This window comes from Schaalia dentiphila ATCC 17982, assembly GCF_000154225.1.
Lineage (GTDB): Bacteria > Actinomycetota > Actinomycetes > Actinomycetales > Actinomycetaceae > Pauljensenia > Pauljensenia dentiphila.
The window spans coordinates 800,027-816,489 of record NZ_DS264586.1; the positions used below are offsets into that span (position 1 = coordinate 800,027).

Annotated in this window: 8 protein-coding genes; 2 read left to right on the plus strand and 6 right to left on the minus strand. The window is 66.5% G+C overall.

Annotation, left to right across the window (positions count from 1 at the left end):
- Positions 1-197 precede the first annotated feature (197 nt).
- On the plus strand, positions 198-6,059 hold the full coding sequence (locus ACTODO_RS03360; protein WP_003791411.1) for an SdrD B-like domain-containing protein: 5,862 nt from the start codon (positions 198-200) through the stop codon (positions 6,057-6,059).
- A gap of 575 nt (positions 6,060-6,634) precedes the next feature.
- On the opposite strand, the gene ACTODO_RS03365 is transcribed toward ACTODO_RS03360, so the two are convergent.
- The 6 genes from ACTODO_RS03365 to ACTODO_RS03390 are packed head-to-tail and all read right to left on the minus strand — an operon-like array spanning position 6,635 to position 14,708.
- Positions 6,635-7,276, minus strand: coding sequence for a phosphatase PAP2 family protein (locus ACTODO_RS03365; protein ID WP_003791416.1), 642 nt, complete (start codon positions 7,274-7,276; stop codon positions 6,635-6,637).
- A 20-nt stretch (positions 7,277-7,296) separates the two neighbouring features.
- The gene (locus tag ACTODO_RS03370) at positions 7,297-7,728 is read right to left on the minus strand and encodes a YchJ family protein (RefSeq protein WP_034511947.1); all 432 of its coding nucleotides are present in this window, start codon (positions 7,726-7,728) and stop codon (positions 7,297-7,299) included.
- A complete protein-coding gene (gene trxB / locus ACTODO_RS03375) occupies positions 7,725-8,762 on the minus strand; it encodes a thioredoxin-disulfide reductase (protein WP_003791419.1) in 1,038 nt (345 codons plus the stop codon). Before trxB ends, ACTODO_RS03370 begins: the two co-directional genes overlap by 4 nt.
- 18 nt (positions 8,763-8,780) lie before the next feature.
- A complete protein-coding gene (gene murJ, locus ACTODO_RS03380) occupies positions 8,781-11,840 on the minus strand; it encodes a murein biosynthesis integral membrane protein MurJ (RefSeq protein WP_003791420.1) in 3,060 nt (1,019 codons plus the stop codon).
- Entirely contained in the window at positions 11,837-14,251 is a 2,415-nt protein-coding gene (locus tag ACTODO_RS03385) for a DUF6049 family protein (protein ID WP_003791422.1), read from the minus strand. Before ACTODO_RS03385 ends, murJ begins: the two co-directional genes overlap by 4 nt.
- On the minus strand, positions 14,238-14,708 hold the full coding sequence (locus ACTODO_RS03390; protein WP_003791425.1) for an NUDIX hydrolase: 471 nt from the start codon (positions 14,706-14,708) through the stop codon (positions 14,238-14,240). Before ACTODO_RS03390 ends, ACTODO_RS03385 begins: the two co-directional genes overlap by 14 nt.
- A gap of 210 nt (positions 14,709-14,918) precedes the next feature.
- Here ACTODO_RS03390 and ACTODO_RS03395 point away from each other — a divergent pair, with 210 nt between their 5' ends.
- The gene (locus tag ACTODO_RS03395; RefSeq protein ID WP_003791427.1) at positions 14,919-16,448 is read left to right on the plus strand and encodes a CCA tRNA nucleotidyltransferase; all 1,530 of its coding nucleotides are present in this window, start codon (positions 14,919-14,921) and stop codon (positions 16,446-16,448) included.
- Positions 16,449-16,463 lie beyond the last annotated feature (15 nt).

Sequence of the window (16,463 nt, forward strand, 5' to 3'; positions counted from 1 at the left end):
TGCACAGTTGTGTATAAACCGTATGGATGGTTGTTTGTTGGCGCATCACCATTGTTTGAAAACTGACCTGTACAGGTGAAGTTGGAAGGCTTCTCATCTCGGAAATCAGCGTCTTCACACTTGTTGAGGAACTCGTAGAATCGGTTTGAAATGCACGCTTTTCGCACATTCAGGAGTAGGCTGTGCACACCAATCACATGTGGTCGAAGGCTTCCAAGCCCGCCCAGCTGCTTGCCATGCTGGTCACGACCGCCCTCGTCATGCTTGGCGTCACGACGCTGCCCACATATGCGGCGGCTCCGAGGCTCAAACTCGCTATCACACCCGACGAGACCTCGTACCTATCCGGTGTTGAGCAGCGCTACGTCGTCGAGTTCGCCTGTGCCTCCACCACGGAGGACTGCGTTGACTCGGTCGTCACCATCACGCTGCCCCACACGGTGACCCCCGCGGGTGACCCGAACCCCGACTCGGCGCCCTACGGCGTCAACGCCACGGCCACCGCCGGCAAGAAGGTCGTCACCCCCACGATCAAGGCTCCGACCGCCAACGCTGACGGCCTCGTCACCTACAACCTCGGAACAGTCGCCGCCGGCTCCTCGTTCCAGACGGTCCTGACCTTCACCGCCCTGCGCGGCGTGACCCCCGGCGGCTCCACCGTCACCCCGGTCGCGACCTTCACCTCGGGCGAGAGCAAGGAAACCTCCCAGGCGACCGTCACGATCAAGTCCGAGCCGACGCCCCTCCTGAGCAAGACCGGCCCGGTTGCCAGCCCCAAGAACGTCGACGTGACCTACCAGATCACGCCGAAGTACGACACCAACGTGGACGGCCTCAACGGCAAGTCCAACATGACCGATGTCGTCATCACCGACCCGCTGCCCAAGTGCGCGACGTACGTGTCCTCCTCGGCCTCGGGTAACACCAAGACGATCACGGCCGCGACCGTCGAGAGCTCCTACGACGCCGCGACCCACACCGTCACCTGGAACGTCGGCGACGTCAACCCCGCGTTCATGAACCTCGTCCTGTCCGTCACCGTCCACTACGACGACACCTGCACGGATGACACCGTCACCAACACCGCGAAGCTCACCGGCAAGGAGATGAACAACGAGACCAACGTTGTCACCGCCGATGCTTCCTTCACGCACCGCTTCGACAGCGAGATCCGCTACGGCGGCGGCTTCAACAAGCGCGCCATGAGCCAGTTCGAGCGCGGCAAGCAGGGCAACTGGCTGTACAGCTACTCCAACAACTCCAACGTCCCGGTCGTCATGGAGTACACCGACTACCTGACCTGTGGCCTCGTGTCCCCGACCGACGGCTCCAAGGACTGCGACAAGCCCCTCATGAGCGTCAAGACGATCGACACCCAGACCACGACGCCCATCGAGATCACCTACTGGACCAACAAGGGCAATACCGGCACTCAGACCGTCTACCACGGCAAGGCATTTGACTTCTCCTCCTTCGCCGCCGACGAGTACCTGACCGTCTTCCACTACAAGCAGACGATCCCCGCCGGTGAGTCCTCCATCCTCAACGTTGCCGGCCCCGTCGGCGCAGGGACCCCCACGACCGAGGACGGCACGACCTACGTCGAGGCCGACACCAACTCCGCCGCATGGAAGGCCGGCAAGTCCGACCAGTATGTGCGCGTCCAGAACTGTGTCACCGACTGGTCCATGAAGTCCCTTGACGGCTCCCGATCCATCCAGATCCCCGCCGACGACTACTGCGACATCCTCACCCTGGGCACCGCGCTGCCCAAGTACTACAACGTCAAGTCCACCATCAAGGGCAACCTGGCGTCCACCGGCTCCGAGGTCACCTTTAGCGTCACCGCGAATAACACATCGACCGTCGTTGACTCCCAGCCCGTCATCTCCGACCTGCTGCCCTGCGGCATGACCTTCGTCGAGGACTCCGTCACCGGTGGTCCCGCAGGTAAGGAAAAGACCGTCACGGTCCGCGATGTCACCGACGCCACCGGCTGCACCCGCCAGCTCGTCCAGGTCACCTGGCCCGGCTACCAGACCAAGGGTGGCACCACCATCCAGCTGCGGGGCAAGGTCGGCCCCTCGATGAGCGCCGGCACGCACAGGAACGAGGCCTACATCTCCGCGGCCGAGCCCGAGTACGCTCTGACCTCCAAGTCGACCACGATCTGCTTCTACGGCTCTACCGATGACACCTACGATGTCAACAGTGATGGCTCCACCGCTGACCAGGTCTGCCCCGTCTCCTCGACCTTCACGGTCTCCGAGCAGGCCGGTGCCGACGTCGTCCTTGAGGGCCTTGGCTCCGTGGAAGGCTCGACCTACAAGAAGTACGTCGACGGCGTGTCCATGATCCGCCAGGGTGAAGACGGCAAGTACCGCATCACCCCCACCAACTCCGGTAACGCGGACCTGTCCGACATGACCGTCTACGGCATCCTGCCCCACGTTGGCGACACCTCGATCCAGGGTTCTGATCCTCGTGGCTCCGAGTGGGCACCCATCCTCACCGGCCCCCTTCAGGTCGGCGCAGGATCGGGCATCGACCCCTCGCAGGTCACCATCGAGTACTCCACCTCCTACAACCCCTGCCGCGGCGAAGTCATGAAGCAGGGTGACGCGATGGCAGCCGGCCCCGCAGGATGCGACAACAACTGGACCACTACCCCGGTCTCGTGGGCCGACGTGAAGTCCTACCGCATCTACATCAACGGCAAGGCCACCCCGATCAAGGCCGGCGCATCGATCCCGATCATCGCGCCCATCAGGGCCCCCGATAACGCGACCGGCATCGCCTACGAGTCCGTCGCGATCGCGGCCACCCAGGCCTCGAACAACCGCGCCATCCTGCCCGCCGAGCCGATCAAGGTCGCCATGACCCTCGGGCTCGACGTCGCCCTCAACAAGACCGTCGTCTCCGACGCTTCCAACCTGAAGCCCGGAGACCAGGTCACCTACCGCATCGACGCCGGCAACATCGGCCAGAGCAAGGCCCCCGACCTCAAGGTCAAGGAAGACTTCCCCGCAGGCACCACCTTCGTGTCCGCCGAGACGCACAAGTGCGCCTCCGGCTACACGACCGGCCTACCGCAGGAATGCAAGGGCACCGACGAGGCCGGCACCTTCGACGGCACCACGTGGACGATCGGCGACATGCTCGCCGGCGAATACGCCTCGCTCTTCGTGACGGTCACGCTGAACGCCGACACCGACGGCAAGATCCTGAACAACACGGCTGCCTTCGTGAACCCGCCCGAGTACGACCTCGTGCCCGGCAACAACTCCTCCTCGGCGTCCATCACCGTCAAGCACCGCCTCTCCGGCAAGGTGTACTACGACGCGAACGAGTCCTCCTCGTCCGACAACGGTGAGGACCCCTTCAAGGACATCACGATCGAGCTGGTCGGTGCCGACGGTAACGTCGTCGCCACCACCAAGACCGACGCGGACGGCAACTACTCCTTCACCGGCCTCGACGCCGGAACCTACACGGTCAAGGTCACCAAGGCCGGCGACATCGCCGAGCTGACCCAGACCGAGGATCCGGACGGCACGAAGGACAACGCCTCCGGCGTGATCACGCTCAATGCCGACAACCCGGTCCGCGAGAACGTCAACTTCGGCTACATCAAAAAGCACGCGATCTCCGGCAACGTCTACCTCGACCAGAACCGCGATAAGACGAAGAACACGGCCGATATCGACCTGTCCGGCATCACCGTGAAGCTGCTCGATAAGGACGGCAACGTCGTGGGTACCACCAAGACCGACGTGGACGGCAACTACTCCTTCACCGACCTTAACGACGGCACCTACACCGTCCAGGTGGACAAGACCGGCCCGCTGGTGGACAAGGAGCAGACCGAGGACCCCTCCGGTCAGGCGGACTCGCGCTCGCAGGCCATCACCTTCACGCGCACCGACCCGGACGTCACCAACGTCAACTTCGGCTACGCCGAGGACTACACCGTCTCCGGCACCGTCTACTACGACAAGGACCGCTCCGAGACCCTCAACAACTCTGAGCCCGGCTTCGACGGCATCACCGTGACCCTGCTCGGCGAGGACGGTGCGGTCGTCGCGACGACCACGACGAAGGCAGACGGCACGTACTCCTTCTCCAAGCTGCCCGCCGGCAAGTACACCGTCAAGGCGGAGCCCTCCGACCTCCTCAAGAAGCTTGAGCAGACCGAGGATCCGGACGGCACCAAGGATCACACCTCCGGCGTCATCCAGGTGGGCCACGACAATCCTTCCGTGAAGAACGTGAACTTCGGTTACGCCACGAACTACACGATCAAGGGAACCGTCTACCGTGACGCTGACCGCTCCGAGTCCCTCGAGGACGGCGAGAAGCTCTACCAGGGTGTGACCGTCGATCTCCTCGACGCGGACGGTAACGTCGTGGCCACCACGACCACCGACGCCAAGGGCGCCTACGCGTTCACCAACCTTGAGGAAGGCACCTACAAGGTCCGCGTCCACAAGGAAGGCCCCATCGCCGACCTCGTCCAGACCGAGGACCCCGACGCCACCAAGGACAACACCTCCGGTGACATCACCCTCGAGCTGAACGACCCGATCAGGGAGAACGTCAACTTCGGGTACATCTCGAACAACTCGATCTCCGGCACGGTCTACCGCGACGACAACCGCTCCAACTCCCTCAACGGGGGAGAGGCCGGCTACCCCGAGCAGACGGTCCAGCTTCTCGATAAGGACGGCCAGGTCATCGCGACCACCAAGACCGACGCCAACGGCAAGTACTCCTTCTCCAAGCTGCCCGACGGCACCTACTCCGTCAAGGTCGTCAAGGACGGCGAGCTCGCCGACACCGACCAGACCGAGGACCCGGACGGCACCAAGGACAATGCCTCCGAACTCGTGACCCTGGGCGAGGACAACCACACCAAGGACAACATCGACTTTGGATACGTCCCCGACTACTCGATCCACGGCCTCGTCTACCGCGACGGTGACCGCGACGAGACGCACGGCGCAACCGAGAAGGGCTACGCCAACCAGGCCGTCGAACTGCGCGACAAGGACGGCAAGGTCGTCGCGACCACCACGACGGACGAGAACGGCGCATACTCCTTCGAGAAGCTGCCCGCCGGCGACTACACCGTCAAGGTCATCAAGGACGGTGCCCTCACCGACCTCGACCAGATGGAGGATCCGGACTCCACCAAGGACTCCACCTCCGGCATCATCTCGCTGAGCAACGACCACCGAACCGAAACGGACGTCAACTTCGGCTACATCGCCAACAACTCCATCAACGGCACCATCTACCGCGACGGTGACCGCGATGGAAAGAAGGGCGACACCGAAGGACGCTACTCCGGCGTGACGGTCCAGCTCCTCGACAAGGACGGCAAGGTCACCGCCACCACGACGACCGACAAGGACGGAAAGTACTCCTTCGAGCACCTGCCCGACGGCACCTACTCCGTCAAGGTCGTCAAGGACGGTGCCCTCACCGACACCGATCAGACCGGCGACCCCGACAACAAGCTGGACAACGCATCCGAGCCGATCACCCTCAACGAGAAGAACCCCACCAAGGGTGACGTCGACTTCGGCTACGTTCCGGACTACTCGATCGCCGGTCGCGTCTACCGCGACTCCGACAAGTCCGGCTCCTACACCGACGGTGAAGAGGCTTTCTCTGGCGTGACGGTCGACCTGCTCGACAAGGACGGCAACGTCGTGGCCACCACGACGACCGACAAGGAGGGCAAGTACTCCTTCTCCAAGCTGCCCGCGGGCACCTACCGCGTCAAGGTCCACCCGGACGGCGACCTCGCCGGCCTGGACCAGATCGAGGACCCGGACGGCATCGCCGACTCCATGTCCGGTGAGATCACGATCGGCTTCGACAACCAGAAGGTCACCGGCGTGAACTTCGGTTACGTCGCACCCGACGTCCCGGTCACCAAGCCGAAGCAGGGCCTCGCCCGCACCGGCTTCGACGGCCTGATCGGCGGAGCGGGCCTGGGAGCGGCCGTCGTTGGCGGCATGTTCCTGTGGATGCGTCGCCGTCGCCAGGACTGAGGATCAGTCGGCCTGAGCATCGACGAGGCAATGGCTGAGTGAGCCGACAAGGGGCGGGTACTTCGGTACCCGCCCCTTTGGCGTACCCGCCCCCACGGCGTTCCCGGGTGGGCTTGAGGTTCTTCCTTGTGGCGCCGCTGGTGTTTCGGGCGCCGGAGGGCACGGCCGCCCGCGAGATTGCCACACGCGAGCCTGACGTGGGTGTGAGCGCGAAAAAGTTCGCCTAGCGTACGAAAAATTGCTCAACAATGCCGTTCTATGCCGTGCTGGGCGAGTTTTCTCGCGGAAATGCCGCAAACAGCCTCACGTTGGGCGAGCTTTATCGCGGGTGTGAGTACGAAGGCCTCGTGTTGGGCGGCACATGCACGGTCTTGCCCCAGTGTGTAAGCCTCGGCGCGACCGCGTGCGACGGGTGCCGCGGGTACCTGAAGGAGGCATCACAGGCAGAGGATGAACCTGTTACACACGCAAACCTTCGCGCACCACTGGAAGCCCCGCACGGCCATACACAGCGCACGCACAAGCGCCCGGGGCCATGGCCCCGGGCGCTCCCTGCAACAATTGAGTTCCGATAACTAGCGGAACAACTTCAGGGCGTTAGGTCCAATCATGAACGGCGCCAAGATCATCGACGAGCCCAGACCCACGCTGAAGCCGCCAATCACGTCGGTCACCCAGTGGACGCCCAGGTACAGGCGCGTCACGCAGATAAACACGATGAACGTCAGCGCCGCGGCCCATAGTAGGTAGCGCAGACGGCGACCGACGCGCGTGGTCGTCAGCACCAGGACCAGCGACACGAACAGCGCGGTCACGGCCGTCGCGTGACCCGACGGGAACGAGTAGCCGTCCTCGGTGATCAGGCGCAGCGCCTCCTCGGGGCGAGGACGCTCGTACACGTGCTTGATGATGAAGCTGTTTGCGGCCGAGAACACCACGGAACACAGGATGTACAGGGCGTTCATGACCTTCTTGATGAACCACCACACGGCGACCGCCACGGCCAGCGCCACGACGACCGCGCGCTTGGGGTCGAACAGCCACGAGGCGCCCGTCATAAACGAGTTCATCGCCGGCGTGCGCGACGCGACGAAGTCAGACCACACCGTGGTGTCGATCGATAGGGGACTCGTAATGAATCCGCCCGCGACGGCGACAGCCGCGACGAGGAGAAACCCGATGATCACGGGGGGAGTCAGAAGACGACGAGCAATCATAGTGAAATCCTACCGTAGTGTCAGTCGTTGGCGCCGTACTCGTACATCCAGCGCCCGGCCCGGCGTGAGAAGCGCGAATGCTCCCGCATCTGCCCGGATTCGCCAGTCGATGTGTCCCGCCACGAGGCCACAAACGTCACCGTGCCCTCCTCGTCGGAAGGACCCCCGGCCTCGGCCTCCAGGATCTGCAGACCCGTCCACTGCGTCCCCTCCACCCAGTACGGGGGAGCGGGGCGCGTGCGCGGGTGCCACGTGCGGAACAGGTAGTCCTCGTCGCGCAGCGCAAACGCCGTGTAGCGCGAACGCATGAGCGCCTCGACGGTCGGAGCCACCTCGCCGTCCATGTAGCGCCCGCAGCACTGCGCCAGCAACGCCCCCGACCCGCACGGGCAGGTACGAGGCCGGGGCACGCCAGCGCTCGCAGCGCCGGGAGCAGCGGGGGAAGAGGTCACGCCTGGTCGCCCAGGGAGGCCAGCCAGCGCTCCGCATCCAGGGCCGCACGGCAGCCGGAGCCGGCCGCCGTGATGGCCTGGCGGTACGTGTGGTCCACGGCGTCACCGCAGGCGAAGACGCCCGCGACGGACGTGCGCGTCGACGGTTCGTCGACCGTGATGTAGCCGGCCTCGTCGAGGGCGACCTGGCCGCGCAGGAAGCCCGTGCGGGGAAGGTGACCGATCGCGACGAACACGCCGTCCACGGCGATCTCGCGCGTGGAGCCATCCACCGTGGAGACCAGGCGCAGGCCGGTCACGGCATCGTCGCCCAGGACCTCGTCGACGGTCGCGTTCCACTCGAAGGAGATCTTAGGGTTGTTCAGGGCGCGCTCGGCCATGACGCGCGAGGCGCGCAGGGCGTCGCGGCGGTGCACGACAACGACCTCGGACGCGAAGTTCGTCAGGAAGGTGGCCTCCTCCATCGCGGAGTCGCCGCCACCAATGACGGCCAGGCGACGATCCTTGAAGAAGAAGCCGTCGCAGGTCGCGCAGTAGGAAACGCCGCGGCCGGAGAACTCGTCCTCGCCGGGCACGTTCATGTGACGGTACTCCGAGCCGGTCGCCAGGATAACGGCGCGCGCGTAGAAGACCTCGTCCTCGGTCGCCACGGCCTTCACGTTGCCCTCGAGGTTGACGGCGACGACGTCCTCGTAGCGAACGTCCGCGCCGAACTTCTCGGCCTGCTCGCGCATGTTGTCCATGAGCTCGGGGCCCTGAATGCCCTCCGGGAAACCGGGGAAGTTCTCGACCTCGGTCGTGTTCATCAGCGCGCCACCCGCGGCCAGCTGACCGGCCAGCACGATGGGGGCGAGGCCGGCGCGGGCCGTGTAGACCGCAGCCGTGTAGCCGGCCGGACCCGAGCCGACGATGACGACGTCGTGGACGGTGGCGCCCTCGGGCACCTCGGCCGACGGGATCTGCACCTCGGCGGTCTCAGCGGTGGTATCGGTGGATTCGGCCGTCACCAGGCCAGGAATCGTCATGAAAGACATGCGTACCCTCCTTCAGGGTTACTGAACTGTAAGTTCGGAGATCCACGCCCAGTTGCGTCCGTCCTGGCCCTTGGGCATGGAGCGGAACTGCAGCGCGATCGAGTCGGTGTCGACGGCCGCGGGCAGCTGAATCGTCGTCGACGGAGACAACGCCGACATGGCCAGCTCTGTTCCACCGCGCGGGTTCGCCGGGTCCGTGACGTTACGCACGACGACCTCACCGCCGGACGTCGCCGGATCCATGGTGAGCGTCACCGAGGACACGGTGGCCTTCTGCTGGAGCTTCACGACGATCGTCACGGAAGTCTCGTCGCGGAACTGGTTGTTGTCGAACCAGCGCGAGGACCAGGATGTCGCCGGGTTTGAGTCGATCATGTTGATCGCACGGTCCGGGTGGTCGCCGTCGTCATTGTTCCACGATAGGACCTGCACGGAGGAGATCACGGGGGTTGTGGTCGGAGCCGGCGGGGGCGTCGTGGTGAGCGCGGGGCTGGGCTCCTCGTTGGACTGCTGATGGGAGACGCCGGCGCGCAGGGACTGGGTCAGATCCAGGTCGGTGACCGGTCGGGTGGCCATCCACGGACCCCAGATCGCGCCAAAGAGCACCAGGACGACACCGAAGATCAGCGCGGGCTTCGTCGGGTCGACGAGCGTGCCGGAGCGCTTGGAGGAGCCCTCCTCGTTCGACGAGGCCGGGGCGTCCTGCACGGGAGCGGCAGGTATCGGGGGGACGGGGTCCATGACCTCGGTGGCATCTTCGACCGGGGGAGCGGGCACCGCCTCGGATGCCTGCACGCGCGGAATCTGATGCGTCGAGGGGCCGTCCATCAGGGGAGCGGGATGGGGGTAGTCCTCGGGATTGACCTCAGCGTCGCGCTCGTATCCGCTGGCGGCGGGGGCCGGCGGCGGGGGAGCGAGGGGGAACGCGGGGGCCTCGACCTGCGCGGCGTCCACCTCATCCGTCACGGGCTCGATGCCGTACTCCGCGAGGGACTCGGGAATTGCCTGTGCCTGCGCGGCCTCCGTGGCCTCGGCGATGTCGTCGACGATGGGCGCGGCCACGGCCTCGGCGACCAGCGGGTTTTCGACGGGTGCCTGCGTCGCGGGGCCGAGGGTCGGGACCTCGGCGGGCGCGGGGGCCGGTGGCATGTCGACGAGCTCCTCGGCCGCATTGTCGGCCAGTTCCTTAGCCTCATCGGCTGCGGGGGCCGTGGGAGGCTCGGGGGGCGCGGGGATCGGCGAGGTGGAGAGCACCTCGTCAAACGACGGCAGCTTCTCGTCGTCGCCGCTGCGTTCGGGCGTGGGAGCCATCGGTTCCTCCGTCTCGTCGGGTGTGTGTCCCGTCATTATCTCAGCTGGTGCGGGGGTGGGCGTGGAGGACGCTGCCAGGATGTTCACCACAGCACCCGGAACGCGCAGGCGGGTGAGCAGCGGGCGCATCATGACGGCGGATTCGCCGGGCGCAGCGAAGCGCAGGACCAGGAGGTACACGAGTCCGGTCATCGCGGACACGAGCGAGAGCTTCACGCCGGCCAGTGCCATGCGGCCCAGCGTCGACGAAATCTCGGTGTGGATGCCCATGAGCCACAGGAGGCCGAAGCCCACGATGCTAGCGACGATCGCCGCGGCCAGGTAGGACGCGTAAGAGCGCAGCAGGCCCGCGCGGTCGACGTAGCGGTTCTCGCGCGAGACCCACACGACCGCGATAATGCCCTGGGTCAGGCGGCACATGGTCTCGCCGAGTGCGGCCGCGACGACCCACCAGCGGGCGCCGGTCAGGGCGTACATCGACCAGCCGACAATCACCTGGAGGATCGTGGGACCAATGCCCATGAGGAAGACGGGCTTGACGTCCTCGTAGGCGAAGAAGACGCGCTGGCTCATGAGGACCATGCCGGTCGAGGCGACGCCGGGCATGAGCGAGGCGAGGACGAGGGCGTAGCCGGTCACGGCCTCGGGATCCCCGCCCTTGGCCGCCATCGCGATCTCCATCATGGGGACGGAACCGGCTATCAGCATGGCTGCGGCGACGAGGGTCAGCGACGTAATAGTGCGCACGCCCAGGTGGTAGTTGTCGGCCACCGCGCGGTCGTCGCCGTCAGCAACGGCACCGGCCATGCGGGTGAAGATCGCGGTCGTCAGCGACACCGTGATGAGCGACTGGGGAACCATGAAGATCATGAACGCCGTCGAGTAGGCGAGGATGCCGACGACGCCGCCCTGAGTGCCGTTGCGGCCGATGAAACCGTCGGCCATGGCAGCGAGGTTGTTCGTGGACAGGACGCCGACCTGGGACACGCTCAGGGTTGCGAACGTCCATCCGGCCACGCGCGGCATTGACCCGAAAGAGGTTCCGCGGAAGTGGAAGTCCGGCTTGAAGGAGACTCCCGCCCGGCGCATCGGCCACAGCAGGCACAGGGCCTGGCAGATGACGCCGAGGGTCGCGGATCCGGCGAGGACCCAGAACTGTGCGCCCGTCAGATCGCCCGCGGGAATGCCGCCGTCCGGTGCGCCGCCCCAGATGGCGAGGAAAGCGCCGAGGCCCGCGATGCCTACGACGTTGTTGACGACAGGCGCCCACATGTATGGCCCGAAGATCTCGCGCGCGTTGAGTAGCTCGCCGAGCAGGTTATACAGGCCGTAGAAGAAGAGCTGCGGCAGACACAGGAGGGCAAAGAGAATCGCGAGGTTGCGAATGTCCTCGGTGTAGCCGGCCGCTGTGATCATCACCAGGACGGGGGCGAGCACCATCGTCGCGAAGGTGACGAGGAAGAGCAGGGTTCCCGCGAGGGTCAGCAGGCGGTTGACGTAGGTGTCACCGTCGTGGCGGCGCTTGATGGCGCCGACGATCTGCGGGACTAGGACGGCGTCGAAGATGCCGGAGGCCAGCAGGTTGAAGACCGTGTTGGGCAGCGTGTTCGCGGTCTGGAAGGCGGCGCCGACACCGCCGGCCGTCGCGCCGACCGCGGCGATAAGCATCGCGTTGCGCACGAAGCCGAGGATGCGCGACACCATGGTGCCCGACGCCATGAGCGCCGATGCCATCAGGATCGATCGGCGAGGCGTGTTCGAGCTCATGGGGTCTCCTTCGTCGTTGCTGTCTCGGTTTCAGTGGTGATGTCTGTCGTGTCGGCGTCGCCGGATGCAGCCTGCGCCTTGCGTGCCGCCCTCTTGCGTAGCGAACGCGTGATGCCGGCCAGGAAGAGCAGGCCGAAGAGCGAGGCGATGACGGCCGTGATCGCATCCTCCCACCCGGCGCGCATGCGCACGGTCACGGTCTGGGAGTCGTCGAGGACAACGCCGTTGGGCGTGGTGACCTTGTACGTGACCTTGATGTCGCCACTGCCGATTGCACCCACGGGTACCTCGACCGTCGTTGCGCCCTGCGCGGCGAGCGTCTGGGATTGGGCGGGGATGGCGCGCAGACGCGGGTCGTCGGGCACGAGGGTCACGTCGACGCGCACCGGCCAGGGCAGGTTATTGCGTACGAGAACGGGGAAGTTTGCGGACTTGTTAATGAGGTTGATGGCCGAGGAGGGCTCGACGGTCACGGCGGAGAGCATCGTCGTGACCTGCGAGGTGACGGCAGTCGCCGCGTCGAGCTGCTCGGAGGGGGTGAGCTGCGCGGACAGGGCCGGGAGAATCTGGGGGGTGACCGAGGCATACACCGCGTCGGCGTCGTCCGTCGCATTCGCAAGTGGTGTGAGCATGGTCAGGGACGAGGCCATGGCCGAGATCGCGGTCTCCGTGTCGGTAGCGAGGACACCGGCCCCGACGGTCTGGCGGTCGACGTCGGTGGGTTCACTGGCGGCCATCTCGCTGAAGGACATGGCGCTCACCCAGCGGGGTGAGAACAGCGCCTTCGTGCGACTGGTGAGCCGCTCGTTGATGACGGTTCCGCGCTGGGCCGCAGCGAAAATGGTGCGCGAAGAGGCGGGGCGCTCGCGGGTGATGATCGCGGTGATTGCGGTGAGGGCCTGTTCGGCGTCGAGTTCGTCGCCGCCGGACGCGTTCCACGACAGGAGCGCCGCGATGTCGCTCTGCTGGGCGAGGGTGTGCGCGCCCGTCCCATCCGTTGAGGTCTCGCCGGTGGCAGGGTTGACGTTGACGCGCGCGTAGGAGGTGAAGGGAACGTCCTCGGCAGGGGTCAGGGCGCCCACCGGGGCGATTGTGATCTGGTTCGAGGAGGAGAATCCGGACAGGAACGACGTGCCGAAGGTCGTGTCCGCAGGCCAGGCGACGTTACGCAGGATCGAGGGCCCGGAGTCGGGCGAGAAGGTCGTCGTGGCGGACTGGCCGGCGGTACTCGTGGATGCGCTCGGCGTGGGCGTGGCCTCGGGTGTCCCGGAAGGGGAGGGGGTGGCCGAGGCCGAGGGGCTCGGGCTGGCCGGAGAGTTGGCGGGTGCGACCCACCCGGCCTTGCGCAGCGTGTCGGGGAAGTCGGCCATCGAGCGCGAGGCGCGGTCCCAGAAGCCGGTGTTGCCCGACAGCGACAGGGCACCGAGGTCGGCGTCTCCCTCGGGTAGGGCGATGATCTCGGTCGCGTTCGACAGGAGCGCCGCGACGAAGGCCTCGGACTGGAGGTCACGCGCGCGCTGCGCCGGGTCCGTGGCCGTGGGGGCGGGCGTCGGGGTGGGGGACGCGCTCGGCGAGGCCGTGGGGGCGTCGGACTGACCCGATTCCGCGTCGGACTGGCCGGACTGGGCAGGGTCAGATCCGGATTGGCCAGCGTCGGCCGAGGGGGAAGTCGAAGGGGAAGCCGAGGGGGTCGGTGTGGCCGTGGGCTGCGGGCCGCGCGGGATCAGCAGCGGGTCGACGGCCAGGGTGACGCCGCTGGCGGAGGCGAGGCTGAGGACCGCCGAGCGTTCACCCTGGTCCTGGGTGGTGCTCGTCGAGGTCCAGGGGATCACGGTGCTCACGCGCGAGGCGGAGACCTGCGCGCCCGAGTCCCACACGATGATCGATCGGTCCTTGCCCGAGTATTCGCCGGAGGTCGCAGTCACGGTTGTGACGCGCGGGCCCCACTCCTCGGCGTCGGTGAGGGGCAGTGAGGACGTGGGAATGCGGATCTCGAAGGAAGTCGTGGCTCCTCGGGCGACGTCCGTGAGTGATGAGGAGGCCGCGTGGGTGGCGTCCGGCTCGTCGTCGGAGAGGGCGGTCGTCAGCGCGGGGACTGAGATCGGGGTCTCGTTGGCGACGAACACCTCGAGGGAGATATTCGCGAGCGTCGTCGGTGAATCGTTACGGACCGTTCCTGTGATAACGAGTTCGTTTTCATCTGTGATGATTCGAGGCGACAGCGAGTTAATGGAAACGGAAAGCCCAGAATCTTCTGAGACTGTGCCCATGACGGTGGGGCGCGACTCGTCCGACTGCGAGGTCGCGGTGGGCAGCGGGGCGGCCCCGGCCTCGCTTAGACCGAGGCCGAAGGGAAGAGCCATCGCCGCGCACAGGACGCCAGCCGTCAGCGCGCGCCTAGTCACGGCCATCCCGATACAGCAGGTCCAGGGCGATGCGCACGATGCGGCGCTCGTTGGGGTAGGCCAGCTGGCGCGACACGTCGCGCAGCGGCACCCACGCGGCCTCCTCAGCCTCGTGATCCGGATCCCCATCGACGGAGATCGTGCCCGACTCATACCCCATCAGGTAGTGGTGGACGACCTTGTGAACGCGGCGGTCGTTGCCGGAGAACCAGTAGTCGATCGATGCGAGGTGGCGGATGATGCGCCCGTGGATGCCAGTTTCCTCGGCGACCTCGCGCAGCGCGGCCTGCTGGGGAGTCTCGGAACCCTCGAGGTGGCCCTTGGGCAGGCACCACTCGATGCGACCCGCTCGATTGCGTCGCGCGATCAACGCCGCATAGGGAATTCCGTCACGCACGTCCACGACGATGCCACCCGCGCTGGTTTCCGCGGAAATCGGCAGGTGAGAGCGGCCAGCGCGCACAGAAGCGGACCGACGCGGGGGTCGGGGCACCCCGCCTCGGCGGTCAACTGGACGTGCAGGCATGACTCCACTGTAGCCGGTACGCGGCCCCCGGTAGTCGGCCAGGGTGCTTTCCTGGCATGCTTAAGGGCGATGAGTACCCAGTCAGCTTCCCCGAATAACGGCCCCGTGACCGCGCAAAACGCCGGAACAACGGACATTCCTACCCTCATGGCGAACGCCACGAGGACCTTCGCCGCGCTCCCGCCCGCGATTATGGAACTCGGCACGATTTTTGACGAGGCCGGGGAGGAGCTCGCGCTCGTCGGCGGGCCCGTGCGCGACGCGTTCCTGGGAGTGACTCCGCACGACTTCGACATGACGACCTCCGCGCGCCCCGAGCGCACCGAGGAGCTCCTGGCGCAGTGGGGCAACGCGACCTGGGACATCGGCAAGGAGTTTGGCACGATCGGCGGGCGCCGCGGCGACCTGGTCGTCGAGGTGACGACCTACCGTACCGACGAGTACGAGATTGGCTCGCGCAAGCCCGAGGTGACCTTCGGCGACACGCTCGAAGGTGACCTGACGCGCCGCGACTTCACGGTCAACGCGATGGCGATGCGCCTGCCGCAGATGGCCCTCGTCGACCCGTGCGGCGGCCTCGCCGACCTCGCGGACGGCAACCTGCGTACCCCCGTGTCCGCCGAGCAGTCCTTCGACGACGACCCGCTGCGCATCATGCGCGCCGCGCGTTTCTCCGCGCAGCTGGGCCTCGACGTCGACATGGACGTCATGAACGCGATGGAGACCATGGCCTCGCGCCTGGAGATTGTCTCCGCTGAGCGCATCCGCGCCGAGCTCGAGCGCCTCATCATTTCGCCCTACCCGCGCCGCGGCATCGAGCTGATGGTGCACACGGGTGTCGCCGACATCGTGCTGCCCGAGGTTGCCGGCCTCGTCTCCACGGTGGACGAGCATAAGCGCCACAAGGACGTCTACGAGCACACCCTCACCGTCGTCGAGCAGGCGATGGACCTGGAGACCGGCCCGGATGGTGCCGTGCCCGCACCCGATTTCATCCTGCGTTTCGCCGCCCTCATGCACGACGTCGGCAAGCCGGCGACCCGCCGCTTCGAGCCGAACGGCACCGTGTCCTTCCACCACCATGAGATCGTGGGTGCGAAGATGACGCGCAAGCGCATGAAGGCCCTGCACTTCGACAAGGCGACGATCGAGGCCGTCTCCAACCTGGTCGCGCTGCACCTGCGCTTCCACGGCTACGGCGAGGCCGCCTGGTCCGACTCCGCGGTGCGCCGCTACGTGGCCGACGCGGGCGACCTCCTCGAGCGCCTCCACCGCCTGACGCGCGCGGACTGCACGACCCGCAACCGCCGTAAGGCCAACTACCTGTCCGCCGCCTACGACGACCTCGAGACGCGCATCGCCGCCCTGCGCGAGCAGGAGGAGCTGGACGCGATTCGCCCCGACCTTGACGGCGATCAGATCATGGAGATCCTCGGGCTGCGCCCCTCGCGCGCCGTGAAGATCGCCCGCGACTACCTGCTTGAGCTGCGCATGGAGCGCGGGCCGCTGGGCGAGGAGGCTGCCCGTCAGGCGCTTCTCGACTGGTGGGCATCGGACGACGTGCGCGCCCTCGCCGAGGAGTACCAGGCTCAGCAGGCCCATTGGGAGGCCAAGGTCGCGGAAAAGAAGGCTCGCAAGGCCGCCGCGAAGGCCGCCCGCGAGGCCCAGGGACAGTGAGACGGGGCGCGGGGC